This window comes from Thauera sp. SDU_THAU2 (genome assembly GCF_038260575.1).
GTDB lineage: Bacteria > Pseudomonadota > Gammaproteobacteria > Burkholderiales > Rhodocyclaceae > Thauera.
The window spans coordinates 3,716,543-3,740,313 of the sequence record NZ_JBBWUN010000003.1 but is presented as its reverse complement, the minus strand read 5'-3'; the positions used below and the strand labels follow the sequence as shown (position 1 = coordinate 3,740,313).

Annotated in this window: 21 protein-coding genes and 1 pseudogene; 10 read left to right on the top strand and 12 right to left on the bottom strand. The window is 63.8% G+C overall.

The annotated features are described in order from the left end of the window. Window positions 1-89: 89 nt before the first annotated feature. From urtA (AAFL97_RS19275) to AAFL97_RS19260, 4 genes are all read right to left on the bottom strand, one after another. Window positions 90-1,346, bottom strand: coding sequence for an urea ABC transporter substrate-binding protein (urtA, locus tag AAFL97_RS19275; protein ID WP_341646295.1), 1,257 nt, complete (start codon window positions 1,344-1,346; stop codon window positions 90-92). 296 nt (window positions 1,347-1,642) lie between these two features. Beyond that, on the bottom strand, window positions 1,643-3,313 hold the full coding sequence (locus AAFL97_RS19270; RefSeq protein WP_341646294.1) for a nitric oxide reductase activation protein NorD: 1,671 nt from the start codon (window positions 3,311-3,313) through the stop codon (window positions 1,643-1,645). 14 nt (window positions 3,314-3,327) lie between these two features. Further along, entirely contained in the window at window positions 3,328-4,125 is a 798-nt protein-coding gene (locus AAFL97_RS19265; protein ID WP_341646293.1) for a CbbQ/NirQ/NorQ/GpvN family protein, read from the bottom strand. A gap of 23 nt (window positions 4,126-4,148) precedes the next feature. Continuing rightward, a complete protein-coding gene (locus tag AAFL97_RS19260) occupies window positions 4,149-5,186 on the bottom strand; it encodes an aliphatic amidase (RefSeq protein ID WP_341646292.1) in 1,038 nt (345 codons plus the stop codon). Window positions 5,187-5,342: 156 nt separating this feature from the next. Between AAFL97_RS19260 and AAFL97_RS19255 the strand changes: the two genes are divergently transcribed. From AAFL97_RS19255 to AAFL97_RS19220, 8 genes are all read left to right on the top strand, one after another. Continuing rightward, the gene (locus AAFL97_RS19255) at window positions 5,343-5,825 is read left to right on the top strand and encodes a putative toxin-antitoxin system toxin component, PIN family (RefSeq protein WP_341646291.1); all 483 of its coding nucleotides are present in this window, start codon (window positions 5,343-5,345) and stop codon (window positions 5,823-5,825) included. Window position 5,826: 1 nt separating this feature from the next. Further along, window positions 5,827-6,051: a toxin-antitoxin system HicB family antitoxin gene (locus AAFL97_RS19250; RefSeq protein WP_341646290.1), complete on the top strand. Its 225-nt coding sequence runs from the start codon at window positions 5,827-5,829 to the stop codon at window positions 6,049-6,051. A 96-nt stretch (window positions 6,052-6,147) separates the two neighbouring features. Then, a protein-coding gene (locus AAFL97_RS19245; RefSeq protein ID WP_341646289.1) for an IS5 family transposase occupies window positions 6,148-6,953 on the top strand; the annotation gives its coding sequence in 2 pieces (ribosomal slippage) (window positions 6,148-6,496 and window positions 6,496-6,953; 807 coding nt in all). Window positions 6,954-7,056: 103 nt separating this feature from the next. Beyond that, on the top strand, window positions 7,057-8,154 hold the full coding sequence (locus AAFL97_RS19240; RefSeq protein WP_341646288.1) for a hypothetical protein: 1,098 nt from the start codon (window positions 7,057-7,059) through the stop codon (window positions 8,152-8,154). Window positions 8,155-8,313: 159 nt separating this feature from the next. Next, window positions 8,314-8,574: a helix-turn-helix domain-containing protein gene (locus AAFL97_RS19235; protein WP_341646287.1), complete on the top strand. Its 261-nt coding sequence runs from the start codon at window positions 8,314-8,316 to the stop codon at window positions 8,572-8,574. Between the two features lie 29 nt (window positions 8,575-8,603). Continuing rightward, window positions 8,604-9,143 carry a HipA domain-containing protein gene (locus AAFL97_RS19230; RefSeq protein ID WP_341647202.1) on the top strand — a complete coding sequence of 180 codons (540 nt, stop codon included), beginning with the start codon at window positions 8,604-8,606 and terminating at the stop codon, window positions 9,141-9,143. Window positions 9,144-9,767: 624 nt separating this feature from the next. After that, the gene (locus AAFL97_RS19225; protein WP_341646286.1) at window positions 9,768-9,989 is read left to right on the top strand and encodes a DUF262 domain-containing protein; all 222 of its coding nucleotides are present in this window, start codon (window positions 9,768-9,770) and stop codon (window positions 9,987-9,989) included. Continuing rightward, window positions 9,941-11,542 (top strand): DUF262 domain-containing protein, encoded by a 1,602-nt coding sequence (locus AAFL97_RS19220; protein WP_341646285.1) that lies wholly within the window; start codon window positions 9,941-9,943, stop codon window positions 11,540-11,542. The genes AAFL97_RS19225 and AAFL97_RS19220 overlap by 49 nt, the downstream gene beginning before the upstream one ends. Window positions 11,543-11,843: 301 nt before the next feature. Here the strand turns inward: AAFL97_RS19220 and AAFL97_RS19215 are convergent, their stop codons facing one another. From AAFL97_RS19215 to urtA (AAFL97_RS19185), 7 genes and pseudogenes are all read right to left on the bottom strand, one after another. Continuing rightward, window positions 11,844-12,188, bottom strand: a complete 345-nt coding sequence (locus tag AAFL97_RS19215; RefSeq protein WP_341646284.1) for an FmdB family zinc ribbon protein — start codon at window positions 12,186-12,188, stop codon at window positions 11,844-11,846. 58 nt (window positions 12,189-12,246) lie between these two features. Further along, window positions 12,247-13,424: pseudogene (fmdA, locus tag AAFL97_RS19210) on the bottom strand (formamidase). A gap of 77 nt (window positions 13,425-13,501) precedes the next feature. Beyond that, complete coding sequence (gene urtE / locus AAFL97_RS19205; protein WP_341646283.1) at window positions 13,502-14,191, bottom strand: urea ABC transporter ATP-binding subunit UrtE; 690 nt, start codon at window positions 14,189-14,191, stop codon at window positions 13,502-13,504. Between the two features lie 29 nt (window positions 14,192-14,220). Continuing rightward, the gene (urtD, locus tag AAFL97_RS19200) at window positions 14,221-14,964 is read right to left on the bottom strand and encodes an urea ABC transporter ATP-binding protein UrtD (protein ID WP_341646282.1); all 744 of its coding nucleotides are present in this window, start codon (window positions 14,962-14,964) and stop codon (window positions 14,221-14,223) included. 21 nt (window positions 14,965-14,985) lie between these two features. After that, window positions 14,986-16,227 carry an urea ABC transporter permease subunit UrtC gene (gene urtC, locus AAFL97_RS19195; RefSeq protein ID WP_341646281.1) on the bottom strand — a complete coding sequence of 414 codons (1,242 nt, stop codon included), beginning with the start codon at window positions 16,225-16,227 and terminating at the stop codon, window positions 14,986-14,988. Between the two features lie 40 nt (window positions 16,228-16,267). Next, window positions 16,268-17,182 (bottom strand): urea ABC transporter permease subunit UrtB, encoded by a 915-nt coding sequence (urtB, locus tag AAFL97_RS19190; protein ID WP_341646280.1) that lies wholly within the window; start codon window positions 17,180-17,182, stop codon window positions 16,268-16,270. Window positions 17,183-17,252: 70 nt separating this feature from the next. Beyond that, on the bottom strand, window positions 17,253-18,503 hold the full coding sequence (gene urtA / locus AAFL97_RS19185) for an urea ABC transporter substrate-binding protein (protein ID WP_341646279.1): 1,251 nt from the start codon (window positions 18,501-18,503) through the stop codon (window positions 17,253-17,255). 351 nt (window positions 18,504-18,854) lie between these two features. On the opposite strand from urtA (AAFL97_RS19185), the gene AAFL97_RS19180 reads away from it, so the two are divergent. Further along, the gene (locus tag AAFL97_RS19180; RefSeq protein ID WP_341646278.1) at window positions 18,855-22,328 is read left to right on the top strand and encodes an ATP-binding protein; all 3,474 of its coding nucleotides are present in this window, start codon (window positions 18,855-18,857) and stop codon (window positions 22,326-22,328) included. Further along, window positions 22,321-22,983, top strand: coding sequence for a response regulator transcription factor (locus AAFL97_RS19175; RefSeq protein ID WP_341646277.1), 663 nt, complete (start codon window positions 22,321-22,323; stop codon window positions 22,981-22,983). The genes AAFL97_RS19180 and AAFL97_RS19175 overlap by 8 nt, the downstream gene beginning before the upstream one ends. A gap of 7 nt (window positions 22,984-22,990) precedes the next feature. On the opposite strand, the gene dksA is transcribed toward AAFL97_RS19175, so the two are convergent. After that, on the bottom strand, window positions 22,991-23,419 hold the full coding sequence (gene dksA / locus AAFL97_RS19170; protein WP_263460558.1) for an RNA polymerase-binding protein DksA: 429 nt from the start codon (window positions 23,417-23,419) through the stop codon (window positions 22,991-22,993). Between the last annotated feature and the right edge of the window lie 352 nt (window positions 23,420-23,771).

The window sequence follows — 23,771 nt, the reverse complement described above, 5'->3', positions numbered from 1 at the left end:
ACGCACCGGTGTCGGGGCACGAGGGGGCCGCGGGCACGGCGCACGCCGTGCCCGGGCGACCCGCCAGGGCGAGAGGCGGAAGAGGAGGCTTACTGCTTTTCCGGCTCGTCCTTCTTCTTGTCGTTGCCTTCGATGTACGGGCTCCAGGGCTGGGCCTTCACCGGCGCGGGTGTCTTCCATACCACGTTGAACTGGCCGTCGCCGCGGATCTCGCCGATCAGCACCGGCTTGTGCAGGTGGTGGTTCTTCGCGTCCATCGTCAGCGTGAAGCCGCTGGGTGCTTCGAAGCTCTGGCCGGCCATCGCGGCGATGACCTTGTCGGGATCGACGCTGCCGGCCTTCTCGACCGCCTGCTTCCACATGTGGATGCCGACGTAGGTGGCTTCCATCGGGTCGTTGGTCAGCGGCTTGGTCGATTGGCCGGGCAGGCGCTTGGCCTTGGCGTAGTCGCTCCACTGCTTGATCCAGGCGTCGTTGGTCGGGTTCTTGACGCTCATGAAGTAGTTCCACGCCGCCAGGTGGCCTTCCAGCGGCTTGGGATCGAGGCCGCGCAGCTCTTCCTCGCCGACGCTGAAGGCGACCACCGGCACGTCGGTGGCCTTCAGGCCGGCGTTGCCCAGTTCCTTGTAGAAGGGCACGTTGGAGTCGCCGTTGATGGTGGACACCACCGCCGTCTTGCCGCCTGCGGCGAAGCGCTTGATGTCGGCGACGATGGTCTGGTAGTCGCTGTGGCCGAAGGGCGTGTAGGTCTCCATGATGTCCTTGTCGGCCACGCCCTTGGCCTTCAGGAAGGCGCGCAGGATCTTGTTGGCCGTGCGCGGATAGACGTAGTCGGTGCCCAGCAGCACCCAGCGCTTGGCTTCGCCGCCGTCCTCGCTCATCAGGTATTCCACCGCGGGGATGGCCTGCTGGTTGGGTGCGGCGCCGGTGTAGAAGACGTTCTTGGACAGTTCCTCGCCTTCGTACTGGACGGGGTAGAACAGCAGCGCGTTGTTCTCTTCATAAACCGGCAGCACCGACTTGCGGCACACCGAAGTCCAGCAGCCGAAGGTGACGGCCACCTTGTCCTGGCCGATGAGCTGCTTGGCCTTTTCCGCCGCCAGCGGCCAGTTGGAGGCGGTATCGATGATGACCGGCTCCAGCTTCTTGCCCAGCACGCCGCCCTTGGTATTGATGTCCTCGATGGTCATCAGCGCCATGTCCTTCAGCGCGGTTTCGGAGATCGCCATCGTGCCGGAGAGCGCATGCAGCACGCCCACCTTGATGGTGTCCGCAGCCTGTGCGGAGAAGGACAGGCCGGCGACGGCAAGGGCGGCGGTGAGAGTCTTGAGGGTGAGGTGACGCATGGTGACGATGTCCTCCAAAGGGCTGGATGCCGCCGGATTGGCGGGCTCGATGACCCCTTAGCAAAGCCTGTGCCATTCGCCTGCAAGCCTTTGGCTGCGGCGGTGCGGCAGGATTCCGCGGTTCGCCTTTTCATGCTCTCGAACGGTGCATCGGGCTGAAAAAGCGCTGCGGCGCACCAATGTCGTGCGCAAAGCAGGGGCCTGTCGAGCGCGTCGGCATCAGTTGTGTGCATGGCGGCTGTCCGGGGCCTGCCAGGCCCGCTGTCGGTCAGGTTTTTCGGCACCTCCTTGGGGCGTCAGCTGCTGTCCACCACCCGCGCGCAGGTCTCGCGCAGCACGCGGGCAAGCCTGCGGGCGTCGTCGACGATGCGGTAGCCGTCGCGGCCGAAGATGCGGCGCACATAGGTTTCGGATTGGCGGCCCAGCGTCAGGCAGAAGCAGCGGATGCCCTTGCGCCTCGCTTCGCCGACGGCGAAGGCGGCGTCTTCGACGAGGTGGCGTTCATCGAAGACGTCGATGTCGGAAGGCGCGCCGTCCGACAGCAGGATCAGCACGCGGGAGTCATTGCGTTCCGTGGCCAGGCGGGATGTGGCGTGGCGGATCGCGGCGCCCATGCGCGTCGACAGGCCGCTGCGCGCATGGGCAAGGACTGCTGCCGGCTCGGCCGTAATCGGCTGGCCGAAGTCGAGCAGGCGCAGGTAGTTGACCGCCTGCCGGCCGTCGGAATCGAAGCCGGCGACTTCCAGGCGGTCGGCGCCTGTCCGCAGCGCCGTCGTCAGCATGCCGGCGGCTTCGTGTTCGAGTCCGAGCACGCTGCGGCCGTCGGCGAGGCAGTCGGCGGTCGAGGCCGACAGGTCGAGCAGCAGCAGGATGCTGGCATGGCGCGGGCTGCGGCCGGCGCGGCGGAACAGGCGTGGATCGGGGGCGAGGCCCAGGCGGCGGTCGACGAAAACTTCGGTAGCGGCGTCGAGGTCGATGTCCTCGCCTTCCCACTGGCGGCGGATGCGCTCGCGGCGGTCGAGGCGCAGGCCGCGTTTCAGGCGCAGGCTGTCGCCGATCTGTATCCCGCTTTCGTCCGGGGCGGGAGGCGGCACGGTGCGTTCGATCACAGTGCACCAGTTGTCGCGCATTCGCGCCATTTGGTAGTGCCACTCGGGATAGTCGTGGCGGGCGATTTCGGGCAGGGCGATTGCTTCAGGCGGCGGGGCCGATTTTTGCGCCGTGGCAGCGCTGCTTTCTCCGGTGGGAGGCGGCGGGCGGCGCAGCGGTGTGTCCGCCTGCTCGGCGTCGGCGGCGTGGGCCCACAGGTGGCTGTTGTCGTCGTGCCAGGGAAAGGGCGGGGCATGGGTCTGCAGGTTCATGCGCACGCGCAACTGGCCGAGATCGTTGGCGAGTACGTCGATCACCGGGCGAAAAGCTTCCGGGTCGTCCAGCCGCTCGGCCTGCTCCTCGAACAGGCTGCGGCCCTTGTATACCCAGGCATCGTCATCGTTGTCGGCGGCCGCGAGCGGATCGAGCAGCACGCGCTGCAGGCGCGCGATACGGGCATCGAAGCCGACTTGCGCCGGTTCGCCCTGGGCGCGGATCAGGTGGCGGATCAGCCGTGCGATGCCCGGATAGCGGAGCATCAGCAGGCGGTCGACGCGCACGTCCTCGATCGCCGCGGCGAGCGCCAGTCCCATCGGTTTGCGCTTGCCGGTCGGCTGCCGGCGCGGCGAATGCAGCAGGTGGCCGATGGCGTGCAGTGTGGCGGCGAGCTGGAAGTGGCCGCCGTCGCCGCGCCAGTTGCTGGGGACGGCCGGCAGCAGCAGGGTGGTGCCGTGCAGCACCGGGCGCGCCGGCGGGCCGTCCTGCGGCGGGCGCTCTAGCAACTGGACTTGGCCATCCTCGACGCCGAAGGCGTGGAGCAGGTGGCTCAGCCGGCTCAGGTGCGCGGCAAGGGCATCGCTGGTCGGCGCCGGGGGCATGGTGGCACGCCCCGTCAGAAGGTCGCTTCCAGGATCGCGTCCAGCGCGGCCTGCATGTCCGGATCGTCGGTGATCGGCGCGGTCATCGCCATGCGGCAGCTGTCGACCGGCGGCAGGCCGTCGCGGATCAGGATGCCGGCATAGATCAGCATGCGGGTGGAGATGCCTTCCTCCAGCCCGCGCTCGCGCAGCCGGCGCGACTTGACCGCGATGTCCACCAGGCGCGCGGCGAGCGCCGGGTCGATGCCGGCCTCGTGGGCGACGATGTCGGCTTCGGCCGCGGCGGCGGGATAGTCGAATTCCAGTGCGGCGAAGCGCTGGCGGGTGGATTGCTTCAGGCTCTTGCTGTGGCTCTGGTAGCCGGGGTTGTAGGACACCACGAGCTGGAAGTCGGGGTGGGCGGTGACGATCTCGCCTTTCTTGTCGAGCGGCAGGATGCGGCGGCTGTCGGTGAGCGGGTGGATGACCACGGTGGTGTCCTGCCGCGCCTCGACGACTTCGTCGAGGTAGCAGATGGCGCCGTGGCGCACCGCGGCGGTGAGCGGGCCGTCGTGCCAGCGGGTGCCGTCGGCGTCGAGCAGATAGCGGCCGACGAGGTCGGCGGCGGTCATGTCCTCGTTGCAGGCCAGTGTGATCAGCGGCCTGCCGAGACGCCAGGCCATGTACTCGATGAAGCGCGTCTTGCCGCAGCCGGTGGGGCCCTTCAGCACCAGCGGCAGGCGGTGGGCATAGGCGTGCTCGTAGAGCGCGATCTCGTGGCCGGTCGGGCGGTAGTAGGGCTCGGCGGCGATGCGGTAGGAAGAGAGATCCATGGGCGGCTCGGCAGGCGGGGCGTTCAGCGGTGCTGGCTTTCCTGGTTGGGAATGCCGTCGATCGGGCATTCCGCCGTGCCCACCGTCGAGCGGGTGATGGCTTCCACCTTCTTGCGCGTGCCTTCCGGATCGTTGATCCATTCGCCGTAGAAGCTGTAGGGGCAGGCGGCGACGCCGGCCGCATCCTCGCCGGAGTTGATCTTGCCGGTGTAGCCGCGGTGCAGCAGCTTGAACAGATGGTTCTGCGACTGCGCGTTCTTGCGGAAGTCGCGGATCAGGCTGGTGGACAGTTCGGCGTACTGGATGCCCATGTCCTCTTCGCCGCATTCGCCCAGCGTGCGGCCGTCGAAGCCGATGATGGCGGAATGGCCGAAATAGGAATACACGCCGTCGAAGCCGGTGGCATTGGCGACCGCGACGTAGCAGTTGTTCATCCAGGCCATCGCCTTCGACACCATCACCTGCTGGTCCTTGGCCGGGTACATGTAGCCCTGGCAGCGGATGACCAGCTCGGCGCCCTTCATCGCGCAGTCGCGCCAGATCTCGGGGTAGTTGCCGTCGTCGCAGATGATGAGGCTGATCTTCATGCCCTTCGGGCCGTCGGAGACGTAGGTGCAGTCGCCCGGATACCAGCCCTCGATCGGCACCCAGGGCATGATCTTGCGGTACTTCTGCACGATCTCGCCCTGGTCGTTCATCAGGATCAGCGTGTTGTAGGGCGCCTTGTTGGGATGCTCCTCATGCTGCTCGCCGGTCAGCGAGAACACGCCCCACACCTTGGCCTTGCGGCAGGCGGCGGCGAAGATTTCGGTTTCGTCGCCGGGCACCGTGGCGGCGGTGTCGTACATCTCCTTGGGGTCGTACATGATCCCGTGGGTGGAGTACTCGGGGAAGATCACCAGATCCATGCCGGGCAGGCCCTGCTTCATGCCGACCACCATGTCGGCGATCCTGCGGGCATTGTCCAGCACCTCCGCCCGGGTATGCAGGCGGGGCATCCTGTAATTGACGACGGCAACGCCCACGCAATCGGCGCTGCTGGAAATGTCTCCGTGTCTCATCGGCGGGGTCTCCGGTGGAAAGTGGGGGGCGAAAGGCCTGGAGACATTGTCGGAAGGCTTGTGCGCTGCACAAATACGTCGTTTGACGTATTGGGGGCTTCTTCCCTTGAACCCCGTCCGGCTCAGAGAGTCAATCAGATCGCCACCGGCTTGTGAGTGCTTCTTTTGCTGCTCCGCACTTTGTTGGGTGCTATCTTCGGCGCTATCATTCAGTGCATGATGCGTATGGTTGTCGATACGAATGTCTTCGTTGCGGCTTTGCGGAGTGCCGATGGCGCGGCGCGGGAAGTGCTGCGGCGCTGGTTGTCCGGCCGTTACGACGTATGCATGTCCTTGCCCTTGTTCGCCGAATACCGGGATTTGCTGGGGCGGCATGCCTTGTTTGCCACGTCGCCGCTCGACCAGGAGGAGCGGCAAGCCCTGTTCCATGCGCTGATGGCCGCAAGCCGTCTGGTCGACGTGTATTTCCTGTGGCGGCCCAATTTGCCGGATGAGGCTGACAACCATGTCCTGGAACTGGCGGTAGCTGCATCAGCCCACGCCATCGTGACGCACAACACCAGCGATTTCCGCCGTGCAGAGTTGCGTTTCCCGAATCTGGCCGTACTGACGCCGGCTGAACTCTTGAGCGAGGATTGACATGTCCGTGGTGACCCTGCGCATTCCTGATGACAAGCACGCTCGCCTGAAAGAATTGGCGGAAAGCCGAAATGTGAGCGTGAATCGGCTGTTCGACGAACTGGCTACGGTGGCGCTGGCGCAGCATGATCTGGCCATGCAGTTTCGTGCCGCCGCAGCGGCAGGCGACCCGCAGCGCGGACTGGCGCTGCTGGACAAGCTGGACAAGCATTTCGGCCCACAGTGAGTTGCTTGGCTAAGAAACCCTAACAAAATGATGAAATGGGCTGTTCACCCTTGATTTCATTTGTTAACCTCTGCCTTGTTTGTCGAGGCAGAGGAGATGGCGAAACCGATACTGGATGACGAATTGTGGGCGTTGATCGAGCCGCTGTTACCGCCACCGAAGCCGCGCCGGGAACGGTATCCCGGACGCAAGCCACTGGACGATCGCAAGGTGCTCACCGGCATCCTTTTCGTGCTGCAGTCGGGCATTCCTTGGGAGATGCTCCCCAAGGAGATGGGCTGCGGCTCAGGGATGAGCTGCTGGCGACGACTACGGACGTGGCAGGAAGCCGGCGTGTGGGACCGCCTGCACGAAGTGCTGCTTGCACGGCTGCGCGCCGCCGGCCGCATCGATTGGTCTCGCGCCATCGTCGACTCCTCGTCCATACGCGCTGTGGGGGCCGGTCAAAAACAGGACCGAACCCCACCGATCGCGCTCGTCCAGGCTCCAAGCACCATCTCATCACCGAAGCGCAGGGCATCCCGCTCGCGGTGATCCTCACCGGCGCCAACCGCAACGACGTCACCCAGCTTCTCCCCTTGGTCGAGGCGATCCCGCCCATCCGCGGCAAGCGCGGCCGACCGCTGTCGAAGCCGCGACTCGTACAGGCCGATCGCGGCTACGATCACGACAAGTACCGTCGCCCCTTGCACGCGGCGGGTATCCAAACTCAGATCGCCCGCCGCGGGCAGCCGCACGGCAGTGGGCTGGGCAAGACCCGCTGGGTCGTCGAGCGCACCATTGGCTGGTTGCACAGCTTTCGGCGACTGCGCATCCGCTTCGAGCGCTTGGCTGTCATCCACGAAGCCTTTCTCGAGATCGCCTGCTGCATCATCTGCTGGCGGCAATTGCGGAAGGCATAGCATGCATTTTGTTAGCGCTTCTAAGGCTCTCCGCGGGCTCTCTTGCTCTGTGTCCGATATGTTTCGCCCGGGGAGGTGACGGGGCAGCCTGGGAGGAGGAGTGATGGCGCGCCATTGGCTGATACATACCGGCCTGACGCTGGCAGCCGTGCTGTGCGCCGCCTGTACTTCGCTGTCCGTACCGCGTGTCCCCGGAAATCCGTTGTTGGCGACGCTGCCCTTTCAGGCCGCGGGTATCGAGGATGGCCGTGAAGCATTTGCGGCGCGCTTCTCCCGTGAGCTCGAGGCGGATGGCTACCCCGCGAATCCGTCGAACTGGCTCCATCATGTCGATGAGACGGCGGGTAAGGCATTACCTGTGGAGGCGATGTCCGGCGGGTTGAGCGTGCTGATCGTCCCCGGCATCTTCAGCGATTGCGTGGACGAGCAGTCGCTGCCCTTCAGCGATGGTATCGAGCGCGAACGGCCGGCGAATTACACCGAAGGCTACGCGCATTACCGGGCATCGCTGGGTTCGGTGCGTGCAATCCAGTTGAGCGGACGTGCGTCGTCGGCGAGCAATGCCGTGCTGATTGCCGACGAAGTGCAGGCGGAAGCCCGGCGTGCAGGCGTCGAGGCGATCGTATTGGTGGCCTATTCCAAGGGGCTGCCGGATGCGCTGCTGGCGCTGGATGTCCTGCGGGGCGAAGGCCGTCTTCCTGCGGAGCTGAAGGCCCTGGTGTCGATCTCGGGTGTGCTGCTGGGAACGCCGATCGCGGATCGCTACCAGCGCCTGCACGACAGCCTGGCGCCACTGTTTGCGCCGCTGGGATGCTCGCCGTCGGCCGGCGGAGAGGTGGCGAGCCTCACGGTACGGGAGCGCCTGCCCTGGCTCGTCGCCCGGCGCCTGCCAGAGCGCATCGCGCTCTATTCGGTGGTCGCTCATGCAGAGCGCGACGCGGTTTCGCCGGGCCTGCGCCACTTCCACGACTTGCTGGCTACGCTGGACCCGATGAACGACGGGCAGGTGATCGCCGGCTGGAGCCTGCTGCCGGGCTCGACGCTGCTGGCCGAAGTGAAGTCCGACCATTGGACTTATGTGCTGCCGCTGTCGGGACATCCCAGCCTGCTGGTTCGCACCATCGCTTCGCCAGCCGATTTTCCGCGCGCGGCATTCTTCCGTGCCGTGGTGAAGAGCGTGGCGCAGGATCTGCAGCGTTGACGCGCTCGGGCTGCCGGGCTGCGTACCCGGTTGTCTCTGGTTTCCTCATGTTTGCCGGCATGCGCGGTCAGCATCAAGTACCCCGATCTTTCTTGCTGTTCTGTGTCCCTTGGGCTACATTTTTGATGAAAACATGGAAAAAGATGCCCGAGGGCTACAATGACTGCACTTTCCGATGTTGCCCAGATGCTCAGGAGCGCTCGCCGCGAAGCGCTGCTGAGCCAGCATGAGCTGGCCCAGCGGGCAGGCGTTGCGCGCACGACTGTGGCGCGGATGGAGAACCTGTCCAAGGGGGACATGAGCGTGTCGGTTCTGGTGCGCCTGCTCGAAGCGGCGGGTTATGACCTGAAGCTGGTCAAGGCCGGTCACGTGCGCACGGTCGAGGACATCCTGGCCGAGCAGCGCCAGGATGATGCGTGATGAAACTCGACGTCTAGGTCAGCGGAAAACTGGAGCAGTTCGGCTGGCATCTGCTGCTCAACTATGTGGTGCGCAATGCCGACTGCCATGCGAAGAACATCGCGCTCCATTACACCAGCCTGGCCGACGTGGGCTATTCCCCGGTCTACGATGTTGTGACCACTCAGGCGTATCCGCGCTACGCGAACAATCCTCCGGGCCTGCCGGTCGATGGCCGCCAGACCTGGGTCGCGGGCAAGACGCTGGAGCGCTTCTTCAATACACGTTTGGGAGTGCCGCCGCGGCGCTATGCCGAAATGGTCGAGCGCCTGTGCGAGTCGGCCGTGGAGGTGGGCAACGAAGTGATCGAGGCGGCAAGGAACGAGCCGCGCTGGCATGTCGTCGCCAAGCAGATGGTGCATGCGTGGAACGAAGGCATGTCGTCCCTGCGCGACCCGAAGAAATCGGCGACGTTCAGAGGACTGGATGCGGCCATTGCCGCAGCGGGTTTCTCCGCTCCAGAGCCAGCCGAAAGCGCGCGCACGGAGATCGGTCGATCCGAATTGCTCGCGCCACGCCGGAAGCCTTGAATGTCAGGAACGACGCGAGAGGAGCATGTCTTGATGGCTGTGCATGTGGGTTAGTTAGTGAGGGCGATGGATGCTCCTTCCATGGCCGCTTGGGCGGAAAAGCTTTCGAGCTGCCGGGCGTTTCAAAGGCTTGCTGCTGCAGCAGTCGTGGCAAGGTCCGCGCTCGTGACAGGCGGCATACTCGGCGCAGGCCATTGGCGCGTTCGTTAATAGATGGGCCTGACAGTTTTTCCCGATTTCAATCCAGACGAACATGCCTGAGCACATTCAATATCGATTCTGTCTCTGCTCAGCAATAAAGGTGCTTCGCAAAAGGTTGGATAATTCACCGGCCTTGGTTTGCCAACGATCGCCGACAAGAAGGCGTTTTAAATTTTCAGGCTTATAAATCAACCTTGTATGATTTCGATGGTAGATCAGGGGGTGTCTTGACGCTTACCTTGACACGTCGTACCTTCCTTGTTGTGAGGCATTCTGAAAAAAACGGTGGAGTGCTATTCATTGAGGAGTAGGGGGCTTTGCTGCTTCGCAGGTAAGGGAAGCAGCCATATTGTTCGTCGATTTTTCGATCGAATTTCAGAATCACAGGAACTCTTTTTGAACAATTAGCAGGCTAGTCAACTGATGAAAACTGAATTGCTAACAGTGTCAAGAATTTTTACCGAGTCTTTGTATCGGATTCCGGATTATCAGCGTGGTTACGCATGGGGTCCAGACCAGCTTGCTGACTTCTGGCTCGATCTTGAACAACTCGATGGTGATGCTAAACACTATACCGGCGTCTTGACTTTGAAGATGTGCCAGAAGATACATGGCGGAGTTGGGACAAGGATTCTTGGATTATAAAATCAAGGCGTTTCAAGCCATATTTTGTTGTTGATGGACAGCAGCGATTGACTACCGTTGTGATCTTATTGACTGTAATTCTCGAACAAGGGCGCCCTGCTCATCTGAATTTCACTCCACGCGAGGATGTTCGTCGCAAGTATATATATGACTCTAAACCTGAGGATGCGGCACGATCTTATATATTTGGATATGCTAAGGATAATCCAAGTTATGAGTTCTTGAAGACGAAGATATTTCTTGAGGATTCGGAGGTTCATTCTCCGCCGGAGCAAACAATCTATACAAAGAATCTTCAGTATGCAAAAGAATTCTTTCAAGAACGTGTCAAAAAACTGAAGGATGAGGAGGTTGAGCAGCTATTTACGAAAGTCACACAGCAGTTGGTTTTTAATGCTTATGAGATTTCGTCTGAAATAGATGTTTTTGTGACTTTTGAAACGATGAATAATCGTGGGAAGCTGCTTTCCACGCTTGAGCTTTTGAAAAATAGATTGATCTATCTTTCTACTAAGATTCCTGCCCCTGAAGGGCGTGAAAGAACATTGCGTAGAGATATCAATGATGCATGGAAGTCTGCATATCATTATTTAGGAAAGAATGATGGTCGGCCGCTAAATGATGATGTTTTTCTGAAGACTCATTTGTCGCATTACTATTTGACAAGTTTGGCGAGATTGCCTGAGCACGACGATGAAGAGCGTTCCCAGTCAAAGCGGCGATATGAGATGGCTATAGAGTATTTTGGTAGATTTTTGTTGAATGATCTTTTTACACCAAAGCGCCTTAATGGGAAATATGAGAAAAAGGTGGGGCTTCCAGATTTGACACGGGAGTTTCTGTATGAATTTTCTCAGGAGATTAAGAAGAGCGTAGAGTTGTATTATAAATTGAGTACTCCAGCAGAGTCTGGGTATCCTGAGGTTGAGCAGATTTGGCTAGAGAGAATCAACAGGCTGTTAGGTTATAGTCCATCAGCTTTGTTGATGGCTGTTTATCGGAAGGAGTCAAAGTCAGATAAACGAGTGGTATTTCTTGAGAGTTTTGAACGCTACAATTTTATTGTATTGCTTGGGGCAAGGGCGCCTTATGCCTATTCGCTGCGATCCTGGGCTCCAGAGTATTTTTTGAAGTATGTGTCTGGGCATATGAGTACGGATGAACTCATTAGCCAGTTGACTAATTTGACGAGTGAGATGTTGAAGGAAAACTCACTTTCCGAGTCTTTGCACGACTGGGTAAAAGGGGGTGGAGGTTATTACGGATGGAAAACGATTAAGTATTTTCTTTTTGAGTATGAGTGTGAGCTGCTGGTGCAGAGTAAATCGGGGCGTGTAAAGATTGATTGGAGAGAGTTTTCTCAGGAGAGCTTTGAAGTCGACTACGAAACGGTTGAGCATATTTATCCTCAGCGAGCTAGGGATAAATATTGGACAGATCGTTTCTCTAGGTTCAGTCCGACACAGAAGAGGCTTCTTAGGAATTCACTTGGAAATCTTCTCCTTTGGCTCGGCCTCGCAACTCGTCTCTCGGGAACAAGGCCTTTCCTATAAAAGTAGGGGGTGAAAATTCAAAGGTTGGCTATCGTTTTGGCTCCTATAGCGAGAATGAGGTTGCTCTAAGGCCAGAATGGGATGCGCAGGAAATTCTTGATCGTGGAGTACGACTTTTGGAATTTTTGGAGAAGCGTTGGAAGCTCCACATTGGCGATATGAATCAAAAAACAAAAGCACTAGGGCTCAGCTTCCTAAAAAAATAACAATTTTTCATAAATTGAAGAGCACAAGCTGAGTGTTATTGGAGCTGATGAGTTTATTTATGCTTCGTTTGTCTTCCTCCTGGCTCTAATTTGTCTCAGTGGCTGATCATCCACGGCCGCTTGGTCGGGAAGGCTTTCGAGCCGTCGGGGGCACGCAGCGTGGCTTTCGAGGGCTTGCCGCCGCAGCAGCCGCAGCCCGGCCCGTGCTTGTGGCGGGTGGCGTATTCGGCGCTGGTCATCGGTGCGTGGGCGGCGCGTTCGTTGGTGGCGTGGGCGCTGCGGCTGGCACTGTCCAGGGTGGCCAGCGTGGGGGCGCTCAGCAGCACGCGGTAGGCGGCGGTGCCGCAGCGGGGGCAGGGGCAGGCTTCGTTGCGTGCGCTCATCGGGCGCAGCGCGGAGAAGTCGCCGCAGTCTTCGCAGAAGTATTCGTAGGTCGGCATGGTGTGCTCCCGGGACGGGCCGCCGCGTTGGGGCGGCGGTCCGTCCGGCGTGTGGTGCTCAGGTCTTGTCGTAGGCGATCGGCATGTCGACGGCGCCGTCGATGAACTTGGTCGGGCCGGCGGCACTCGGGTTGATGTCGAACTCGAAGATCTCGGTCGGCAGCCACAGCGTGGCGCAGGCGTTGGGGATGTCGACCACGCCGCTGATGTGCCCTTGCACCGGCGCGGTGCCGAGGATGGAGTAGGCCTGGGCGCCGGAGTAGCCGAACTTCTTCAGGTACTCGATGGCGTTGAGGCAGGCCTGGCGGTAGGCCACATGCACGTCGAGGTAGTGCTGCTTGCCCTGCTCATCGACCGAGATGCCTTCGAAGATGACGTAGTCCTTGTAGCTCGGCGTGATCGGGCTGGGCTTGAAGATCGGGTTCTTGATGCCGTACTTGGCCATGCCGTCCTTGATCAGGCTGACGCGCATGTGCACCCAGCCGGCCATCTCGATGGCGCCGCAGAAGGTGATCTCGCCGTCGCCCTGGGAGAAGTGCAGGTCGCCCACCGACAGGCCGGCGCCCTTGACGTAGACCGGGAAGAACACCCGCGCGCCGCGCGACAAGTCCTTGATGTCGCAGTTGCCGCCGTGTTCGCGCGGCGGCACGGTGCGGGCGCCTTCGGCGGCGGCCTTGTCGCGCGCCTCGCCCTTGAGCTTGCCCATGTGCGCGGTCCTGGGCGCCGGCGGGTTGGCCAGCGGCGGCACGCGGTCGGGCTGGGTGGCGATGAAATCCACTTCGCGCTCGTTCCAGGTGTCGAGCATCTTCTGGTCGGGCAGGCAGCCGATCAGGCCGGGGTGGATCAGGCCGGCGAAGCGCACGCCGGGGATGTGGCGGCTCTTGAGAACATGCCTTCGAAGTCCCAGATCGACTTCTGCGCGTGGGGGAAGTGCTCGGTCAGGAAGCCGCCGCCGTTGGTCTTGGAGAAGAAGCCGTTGAAGCCCCACAGGCTCTCGTCCTTGGCGCCGATGTCGAGCAGGTCGACCACCAGCAGGTCGCCGGGCTCGGCGCCTTCGACGCCGACCGGGCCGGACAGGAAATGCACCGTCGACAGGTCGACGTCGCGCACGTCGGACGCATCGTCGTCGTTCTTGATCGCGCCGCCGGTCCAGTCGTAGGTTTCGAGCACGAAGTCGTCGCCCGGCTTGACCCAGCACGCCATCGGGATGTCCGGGTGCCAGCGGTTGTGCACCATCTCGTTTTCGTAGGGGGACTGCTTCAGATCGACCTTGATCAGGGTTTCAGGCATGGCACACCTCTTTCTTGGATGGGTTACACGGAGAGGAACTGCTTGATGTGGGCTTCGTCGGTGTCTGCGCGCGCGCTTTCATGGACGAGGCGTCCGCCTTCGATGACGAACAGGCGGTCGGCCACGTCCATCGCGAAGGACAGAACCTGCTCGGACACGACGATGGTGATCTGGCGGATCTTGCGGATCTCGTTCAGCGCCTTCGCGATGTCCTTGATGATCGAGGGCTGGATTCCCTCGGTGGGCTCGTCGAGCAGCAGCACCTTGGGCTCGGTGACGAGTGCGCGGGCGATCGCCAGTTGCTGCTGCTGGCCGCCGGACAGGTTGCCGCCCTTGCGCCGGCGCATGTCCCACAGCACCGGGAACAGGGCGTAGATTTCCTCGGGCACTTTCTTGACCCTGGCGTTCTCCAGCCCGGTCTCGACGTTTTCCTGCACCGTGAGGGTGGGGAAGATCATCCGGCCCTGCGGCACGTAGGCGATGCCCTTGGCGACGCGGCGGTAGCTTTCGTCCTTGCCGACTTCGACGCCGTCGACCTCGACGCTGCCGGACCTGAGCGGCAGCACGCCCATCAGCGACTTGAACAAGGTGGTCTTGCCCATGCCGTTGCGGCCCATGATGGCGACGGCTTCATTGCGTTGCGCGGCGAACGAGATGCCGTGCAGGGCCTCGCTCTGGCCGTAGTTGACGACGAGGTTGGATACCTTGAGCATGGTGTTCTCCAGTGGGGGCGTGGCCGCAATCAGTGGCCCAGGTAGACGTCGATGACCTTGGGATCGGCCTGCACCTTGTCCATCGGCCCTTCGGCGAGGATCCTGCCCTGGTGCATGACCGTGACCTTGTGGGCGATGCGGGCGACGAATTCCATGTCGTGCTCGATGACGATCACCGAGCGGTTCCGGCAGATGCGGTTCAGCAGCTCGGCGGTCAGTTCGCGCTCGCGCGCGCTCATGCCGGCGATCGGCTCGTCGAGCATCAGCAGCTCGGGGTCCTGCATCAGCAGCATGCCGATCTCCAGCCACTGCTTCTGGCCGTGCGACAGCAGGCCGGCTTCCAGGTCCAGGCGGTCGGCGAGGCCGATCATGGCGGCGATCTCGTCGACCTTGGCCTTCACTTCCTCGTCGCACTTGAAGCCGAGCGCGCCGAACACGCCGCGGCCGCGTGGGTAGGACACTTCCAGGTTCTTGAACACGCTGAGGTTTTCGTAGATCGACGGGGTCTGGAACTTCCGCCCGATGCCGGCGCGCACGATCATGTGCTCGGGTAGCCGGGTCATCTCCTGGTTCTTGAACTTGATGCTGCCGGCCGAGGCCTTGGTCTTGCCGCAGATGAGGTCGAGCAGCGTGGTCTTGCCGGCGCCGTTGGGGCCGATGACCACGCGCAGCTCGCCGCGATCGACGTAGAGGTTGAGGCTGTCGATGGCCTTGAAGCCGTCGAAGGAGACCGTCAGGTCTTCCACCGCGAGGACGAAGTCGGTGTTGCTCATGATGTCTGTCTCCCTGTGCCGTCAGGCCGACTGGCCGCTGACCTTGGTGCCGATGCCCAGGCCGGGGTCGGCGGCGACCGCGGGCGTGGAATGTGAGGCCGCGGGCGATGCGATCGGGGCGGCAGCCTGCTGGCCGGCTTCGCCCGGCGTGCCGGCCGGCGGTTCGCCGGCCTCGGCGGCACCGCCCTTGCGCCGCGCCAGCCAGGGCTTGACGTGGCTCTCGTACAGGCCGGCGAGGCCGTTGGGGAAGGCCATGACGACGCCGATGAACAGCGCGGCCATCAGGAACAGCCACAGGTCGGGGAAGGTCTCGGAGAAATAGGTCTTGCCGAAATTGACCAGCAGCGCGCCATACACCGCGCCGACCAGGCTCATGCGCCCGCCGACCGCGGCGAAGATCACCATCTCGATCGAGGGCACGATGCCGATCAGCGTCGGCGACATGAAGCCGACCTGCAGCGTGAACATCGCGCCGCCGATCGCCGACAGCGCCGCCGCCAGGCAGAAGGCGAAGACCTTGAACATCGACACGTCGTAGCCCGAGAAGCGCACGCGGTCTTCCTTGTCGCGCATCGCCAGCAGCAGCGTGCCGAGCTTGCTGAGCTGGATCCAGCGGCACAGCAGCACGGCGGCGAGCAGCAGCGCGGTCGTGACGAAATACAGCACGGTCTTGGCTTCGTCGCTGCGGATGTCCCAGCCGAGCAGGGTCTTGAGGTCGGTCATGCCGTTGACGCCGCCGGTGTAGCCCTGCTGGCCGATGATCAGCACGGTCAGGATCAGCGCCACCGCCTGGGTGATGATGGCGAAATACACCCCGCCGACGCGGCGCTTGAACATCGCGTAGCTGATGACGAAGGCCAGCAGCACCGGCACCGCCACCACCGCGAACAGCGTGAAGCCGAAGGAGTTGAACGGCTCCCACCACAGCGGCAGTGCGGTGAGCTGGTTCCAGTCCATGAAGTCGGGGATGCCCGGCGTCGACTGGATGGCGGTGCTTTGCGGGTCGGACGCTTCCAGCTTCAGGAACATCGCCATCGCGTAGCCGCCGAGGCCGAAGAACACGCCCTGGCCCAGGCTCAGCACGCCGCCGTAGCCCCACAGCATCACCAGGCCGATGGCGACGAAGCCGTAGGTCAGGTACTTGCCGACCAGGTTCAGGCGGAAGCTGTCCATCGCCAGCGGGAACACCACCAGCAGCAGGACGGCGAGGATCGCGATGCTGGCGAGGCCGCTGCGATCCAGCCGGGTTTTGAGTGCATCCATGATTGGCTCTCCGTGGGTTCTCGTGTGTCGGGGCGCCGGATCAGCGGCGCACCTTGGATGCGAACAGGCCTTGCGGGCGCAGCATCAGGATGGTCACGATCAGCAGCAGGGTCAGCACCTTGGCCATCGAGCCGGACAGGAAGAACTCCGAGATCGACTGGGTCTGGGCGATGCCGAAGGCCGACACCACGGTGCCCCACAGGCTGGCGGCGCCGCCGAAGGTCACCACCAGGAAGGCATCGACGATGTACAGCGAGCCGCTGGTCGGGCCGGTCGAGCCGATGGTGGTGAAGGCCGCGCCGGCGACGCCGGCGATGCCGCAGCCGATGGCGAAGGTGACGCGGTCGGTGCGCGTGGTGTTGATGCCGGTGGCGTTGGCCATGGCGCGGTTGGCGACGGTGGCGCGCACGCGCAGGCCCCAGCGCGACTTGTACAGCGCCAGCAGCACGCCGCCGGTGACGAGCACGGTGAGGGCGAGCACGAACATGCCGTTGATCGGGATGTCGAGGCCTTCGGTGACTTCCCACGAACCCATCAGCCAGTCGGGCAGCGTGGGGCTGACTTCCTTCGGCCCGATCAGGGTGCGGAAGGCCTGCTGCATCGCCAGCGACAGGCCCCAGGTGGCGAGCAGGGTGTCGAGCGGGCGCTTGTACAGGTGCCGGATCAGCGCCCATTCCGCCAGCCAGCCGAAGATGAAGGCGACGATGAAGGCGCAGACGATGGCGAAGGGGAAATAGGCCTGCATCAGTCCCGGCGCGTAGCTTTCGGTCAGCGTCGACAGCAGGAAGATGGTGTAGGCGCCGATGGTCATGAACTCGCCGTGCGCCATGTTGATGACGCCCATCTGGCCGAAGATGATCGCCAGGCCCAGCCCCATCAGCAGCAGCACCGCGAACAGGCTCAGGCCGGCAAAACCCTGCATCAGGGTGATGTTGTAGATTTCGTCGAAGGACATGGCGCTTCTCCGGGGAAAGTCGGACGGGGCAGCGCCGCCGCGCCGTGAGCGGCGCGGCGGCCGGCGGGGCTTACTGGTAGCCCTTGGGGAAGGGGTCCGGCACCATCAGCTCGGGCGATTCCGCCACCACCTTGAAGCTGCCGTCGGGCTGGCCTTCGGCGATGCGGGCCTTGCTGTACAGGTGGTGGTTCTCGTGGATCTTCACGTAGCCTTCGGGCGCGGTCGGCAGCTCGATGCCCGGCGAGGCGGCGACGACCTTGTCGACGTCGAAGCTGCCCGCCTTCTCGACCGCCGCCTTCCACAGCCAGGGGCCGAGATAGGCGGCCTGGGTGACGTCGCCGATCACCGCCTTCGGCCCGTAGGCCTTCTTGAAGGCTTCGACGAAGGCCTTGTTGTTGGCGTTGTCGAGCGACTGGAAGTACTTCATCGAGGAATAGAAGCCGGCGAAGTTTTCGCCGCCGACGCCCAGCATCTCGTCCTCGGTCACCGACAGCGTCAGCAGGAACTGCTTCGCGCCGGTGATGCCGGCCGCCTTCAGCTGCTTGTAGAAGGCCACGTTCGAACCGCCCACCACCGCGGCGAAGATGCAGTCCGGCTTGGCGATCTTGATCTTGTTGATCAGTGAGTTGAAGTTGGTGTGGCCGAGCGGGTAGTACTCCTCGCCGACGATCTTGCCGCCCTGGAAGGCCTCGACGTGCTTGCGCGCGATCTTCATCGAGGTGCGCGGCCAGATGTAGTCGGAGCCGATCAGGAAGAAGGTCTTGGCTCTCTTTTCCTGCTTGGCCCAGTCGAGGCCGTAGAGGATCTGCTGGGTGGCTTCCTGGCCGGTGTAGATGACGTTCTTCGACTGCTCCAGGCCTTCGTAGAAGGTCGGGTAGTAGAGCAGGCCGTTTTCCTTCTCGAAGATCGGCAGCACCGCCTTGCGCGAGGCCGAGGTCCAGCAGCCGAACACGGTGGCGACCTTGTCGTTGACCAGCAGCTTGCGCGACTTCTCGGCGAAGGTCGGCCAGTCGGAGGCGCCGTCTTCCTTGATGACGCGGATCTTGCGGCCGAGGATGCCGCCCATCGCGTTGATCTGGTCGATGGCGAGCTGTTCGGCCTGGATCGAGCCGGTCTCGGAGATCGCCATGGTGCCGGTGGCCGAGTGCAGCTGGCCGACCACGACTTCGGTGTCGGTGATGGCCAGGCCGGTGGTGTTGACCTGGGCGGTGGGCAGCGCGGCGGCATGGCCGATGCGAGACATCGCCAGGGCGAGCGGGAGGGCTGCGGCGCCGAGCATGAACTTGCGGCGCGGGGAGGAGGGCAGGTGCTGGTCGGACATGGATCGCTCCTTGATGGGTGGGCGGCGGTGCGGGAGGCGGGACGGATCAGCGTCTCGCTGCGGTGCACAAACTACCCATCGGGCGCGATGCGGCGAATACGTCAAACGACGTATGGGGATGCGCAGGCGGCGGCGCTATGGTTTTGTGCAGCGCACAGGCGCCGCGCGAGCATTCATCTCCCATGCTGGTGCGTGGGCACGGGCTGGATGCGCCGACACGGTGCGAACCGGCGCGCGCTGCGAACCGTGGAGGGCCGCGGTGCCGTCCCCGGGGCCCGTGTGCCGTACGGGAACGCCTTTTGCTGAACCCCGGGATTGTCCCGATCTTTTTTTCACTCGCCGCCTATCGCCGTGACCGCTCCCGCCACCCAGCGCATTCTCCCCATCCGCCGCGAGTACAACGCCTGGGTCGCGGACGAGACGCTGGAGGACTACGCCCTGCGTTATGCGCCGCTCGGCTTCCGCAAGTGGTCGTTCTCGCGCATCGCCAATACCGCGCTCGGCGCGGTGTCCTTCCTCGCGCTGGAGGCGATCGGCGGCACCATCGCGCTGAACTGGGGCTTCACCAACGCGGTATGGGCGATCGGCCTGGTGGCGCTGGTGATCTTCCTCACCGGCCTGCCGATCAGCTACTACGCCGCGCGCGAGGCGCTGGACATGGACCTGCTGACGCGCGGCGCCGGCTTCGGCTATATCGGTTCGACCATCACCTCGCTGATCTACGCTTCCTTCACCTTCATCTTCTTCGCCATCGAGGCGGCGATCATGGCGCTAGCGCTGGAACTGTGGTTCGGCCTGCCGCTGCAGTGGGGCTATCTGCTCAGTTCGCTGGTGGTGATTCCGCTGGTGACGCACGGCATCACCTGGATCAGCCGCCTGCAGGCGTGGACCCAGCCGGTGTTCGTCGTGCTGCTGCTGACGCCCTTCTTCTTCATGCTGGTGCGCGAGCCCGAGCTGTACGCGGCCTTCACCGAATTCGGCGGCCGCCACGGCAACAGCTTCGACTGGCTGGCGGTCGGGGCCGGCTGTACCGTGGCGGTGGCGCTGATCTCGCAGATCGGCGAGCAGGTCGACTTCCTGCGCTTCCTGCCGCCGCCGGGCAGGCGCAACACGCTGCGCTGGTGGGCGTCGGTGATCGCCGCCGGGCCGGGCTGGATCATCCCCGGCGCGCTGAAGATGCTGGGCGGCGCTTTCCTCGCCTTCGTCGCGCTGCAGGCGATGGTGCCGCCGGACAAGGCCTTGCAGCCGACGCAGATGTACCTGGCCGGCTTCGGCCACGTCGTGGACGATCCGCGCGCCGCGGTGGCGCTGGCCTGCATCTTCGTCATCATCTGCCAGGTCAAGATCAACGTCACCAATGCCTATGCCGGTTCGCTGGCCTGGTCGAACTTCTTCTCGCGCCTGACCCACAGCCATCCCGGGCGGGTGGTATGGCTGATCTTCAACGTGCTGATCGCTTTGATGCTGATGCTGCTGGGGGTGTTCGAGGCGCTGGAGCAGGTGCTCGGCGTGTATGCCAGCGTGGCGGTGGCCTGGATCGGCGCGGTGGTGGCGGACCTCGTCGTCAACAAGCCGCTCGGCCTGTCGCCGCGCCACATCGAGTTCAAGCGCGCCTACCTGTACGACATCAATCCGGTGGGCGTCGGTTCGATGCTGGCCGGTTCGGTGCTCGGCATCGTCGCCTTCGGCGGCCATCTGGGCGCCGCGGCGCAGGCTTTCGCGCCCTTCATCTCGCTCGGCACCGCCTTCGTGCTGGCGCCGCTGATCGCCTGGGCCACCGGCGGCCGTTATTACCTCGCCCGGCCGCGCGAAACGCAGTGGCGGCCGGCGCAGCAACTGCGCTGCGTGGTGTGCGAAAACCGCTTCGAGTCCGAGGACATGGCGCAGTGCCCGGCCTACGGCGGCGCGATCTGCTCGCTGTGCTGCACGCTGGATGCGCGCTGCCGCGACCGCTGCAAGCCGGCACCTGGCTTGTTCGGGCGCCTGGCGGCGCGGATGGCAGGCTGGATGCCGTCGCCGGCTTCGGCGCGGGTGGCGCGGCGGGTGGGGCAGTTCCTGCTGGTGTTCTCGGTCTGCAGCTTGGTGCTGGCCGCGGTGGTGGCGCTGGTCTACCAGCAGGAGCTGATCGCCGCCGAGGCCGGCGAAACCGATCTCGGCATCGCCTTCGTGCGCATCTTCGCGGTGCTGGTGTTGCTCGCCGCGCTGGGCATCTGGTGGCTGGTGCTGGTCAATGAGAGCCGGCGGGTGGCGCAGGAGGAGTCCGAGCGCCAGAACCAGTTGCTGCTGCGCGAGATCGAGGCCCACCGCGACACCGACGCCAAGCTGCAGCAGGCCAAGGAAGACGCCGAGGCCGCCAATGCGGCCAAGAGCCGCTACGTGCGCGGCATCAGCCACGAGCTGCGCACGCCGCTCAATACCATTCTCGGCTACTGCCAGATCATGCTGCGCGACACCGACCTGCCGCGCCGGCGGCGCGACGCGATCTCCACCATCCAGCGCAGCGGCGAACACCTGCTGGGGCTGATCGACGGCCTGCTCGACATCGCCAGCATCGAGGCCGGCCGCCTGCAGTTCAGGCGCGAGGAGATCCGCTTCGGCGAATTCCTCGCCCACATCGAAAAGATGTTCCGCCTCGAAGCGGTAAGGAAGGGGCTGGATTTCCGCTCCGAGTTCAGCGACGGCATGCCCGAAGTGGTGCAGGGCGACACCGGCCGCTTGCGCCAGATCCTGATCAACCTGCTGGCAAACGCGGTGCGCTACACCGAGCGCGGCGAAGTGCGGCTGAAGATCGCCTGGCGAAGCGAGACCGCGGTGTTCGAGATCTGCGACACCGGCTGCGGCATCGCGCAGGAGGACATGGAGCGCATCTTCCTGCCCTTCGAGCGTGGCGCCGGTGCTGGCGTGGCCAGCGTACCCGGCACGGGCCTGGGGCTGACGATCACCCGCCTGCTGGTCGAACTCGCCGGCGGCCATCTCACCGTCAGCAGCACGCCGGGGCGCGGCAGCGTGTTCCGCGTCAAGCTTCACCTGCCGCGCGTTGCCCGGCCGAAGCTGGCGCTGCGGCCCGAGCGCGAGATCCGCGGCTATGCCGGCCGCCGCCGCTGCCTGCTGGTGGTGGATGACCAGCCCGGCCAGAGCCGGCTGATCGCCGACATGCTGCGGCCGCGCGGCTTCCTGGTGCATGAATGCCGGCATCCGGACGAAGTGCCGGGCCTGCTCGGCAGCTTGCAGCCCGACTTGGTCTTCCTCGATGTGTCGATGCCGGCGCTCGATGGCTGGACGCTGTGCCGCCGGCTGCGCGATACCGGTCACGGCATGCCGATCGTGATGGTGTCGGCCAATGCCTACGAGAACCTGCCGCAGCGGCGCGAGGCGGCAGGCTGCGATGACTTCATCGTCAAGCCGGTGCTGGAAACCGAACTCTTTGCATGCCTGAGCGCCTGGCTGGGGCTGAACTGGATCTATGCGGACGCCCAGGCGGGCGGAGAGGCCGGCGCGGGCGTCGGGCATACCTTGCCGGTGCCTTCGCCGGTGCCGCATGCACTGCAGCGGAGCATGGGAGTGGCCGGCGATGCCTTGCTGGCGGTCACTGGTCTCCTCTCTGCGGCACCTGACTCCGGGCTGTCGGGACTGTCCGCACGCGTCCGTGCCGAGCTGCGCGACCTGGCCGATCTGGGCCACCTGCAGGGCTTGGTCCGCCGCCTCGACGAACTCGAGGTGCTGCATCCGGAGCTGCAGGTGCCGCTGGCCTCGCTGCGCGAGATGACGATGGCGCTGCGCTTCGATTCCCTGCTTCGAGTGCTGGATGAGGCTGCCGATGACTGAGACGAATGCCATTGCGCGTGAGCGCGCGGTCGTGCTGCTGATCGACGATGCGCCCGACACCGTGCGCATGATCGCCGAGGCGCTCGACGATGCCGGCTACACCGTGCTGGTGGCGACCGACGGCGCCACTGCGCTGAAGCGGGTCGAGCGCGTGATCCCCGACGCGGTGCTGCTCGATGCCTGCATGCCGGGCATGGATGGTTTCGAGACCTGCCGCCGGCTCAAGCAGGTATCGGGCATGCGCACCGTGCCGGTGATCTTCATGACCGGGCTGGCGGAAACCGAGCGCCTGGTCGAAGGCCTGTCGGCCGGCGGCATCGACTACCTGGTGAAGCCTGTGGTACCCGACGAGCTGGTCGCCCGGCTACGGGCCCATCTGCGTGTCGCACGAGAAATGAATGCCGCGATCAGCGCCCGCGGCAGCGAGGCGCCGGCGGAAAGTGCGTCACCGGGCCTGCTGCCGAATCCGCTGACTCCGCGCGAAATGGACGTGCTGGAGTGGGTGGCGCGCGGCAAGACCAACCGCGACGTGGCGGAAATCCTCGACATGAGCCCGCGCACCGTCAACAAGCATCTCGAGCACATCTACGAGAAGCTCGGGGTGGAAACGCGGACCGCCGCGGTTGCCCAGTTCGCGCGGCTGGCACGTCCCTGAGCGGTCTTCAGCCACCCTGCATCTTGCGCCGTGCCTCGTGGATTTCCTGCGCCTCGACGCTCAGCGTGGCGGTCGGCCGCGCCAGCAGGCGGGGAATGCCGATCGGTTCGCCGGTGTCCTCGCACCAGCCGTAGCTGCCGTTGTCGATGCGGGCCAGGGCCTCGTCGATCTTGTGCAGCAGCTTGCGTTCGCGGTCGCGCACGCGCAGTTCCAGGGTGTGGTCTTCTTCGAGCGAGGCGCGGTCGGACGGGTCGGGCGTGCTCTCGAACTCCTGCAGGTGCAGGGTGGTGCGGTGGGCGGACTCCAGCAGCGCGTCGCGCTCGCGTTCGAGCAGGGCGCGGAAGAAAGCCAGTTGCCGGGCGGACATGTAGTCGTCGGCGGGGGCCTGGCGAATCTCGGCTTCGCTCGGCAGGGAGTCGGCGGCGGTCGCATTCATGGTGTTTCCTCCTTATGGCTGCGCTGCGTTCCGAACCTGGGTTCGCGCGCCTTGCGGTCGAAAAAGCCCCGACACCATACACGTCTATCGAGTTGCGTGGCTGTGGGAAATTCCCTCGACAGGGGTGCTTCGTCCTGTGGGTGGCAGTACAAGCGCATACTGCATGTGCGATTGGCATGATTTGTGCATCGCAGCAGGATGCACGGTATCAGGCAAGTCTGATGCGCGCTATCACGGCTGTGTGATTTCCGTACGCGAAGTGTGCTGTTAACTTGAAAAAAGCGCACGCAAAGTCGTTCGCCGGCCTGTTTGCCATCGATTTGCCCGATATCCCGTTCCGCTTCTTTTTCCT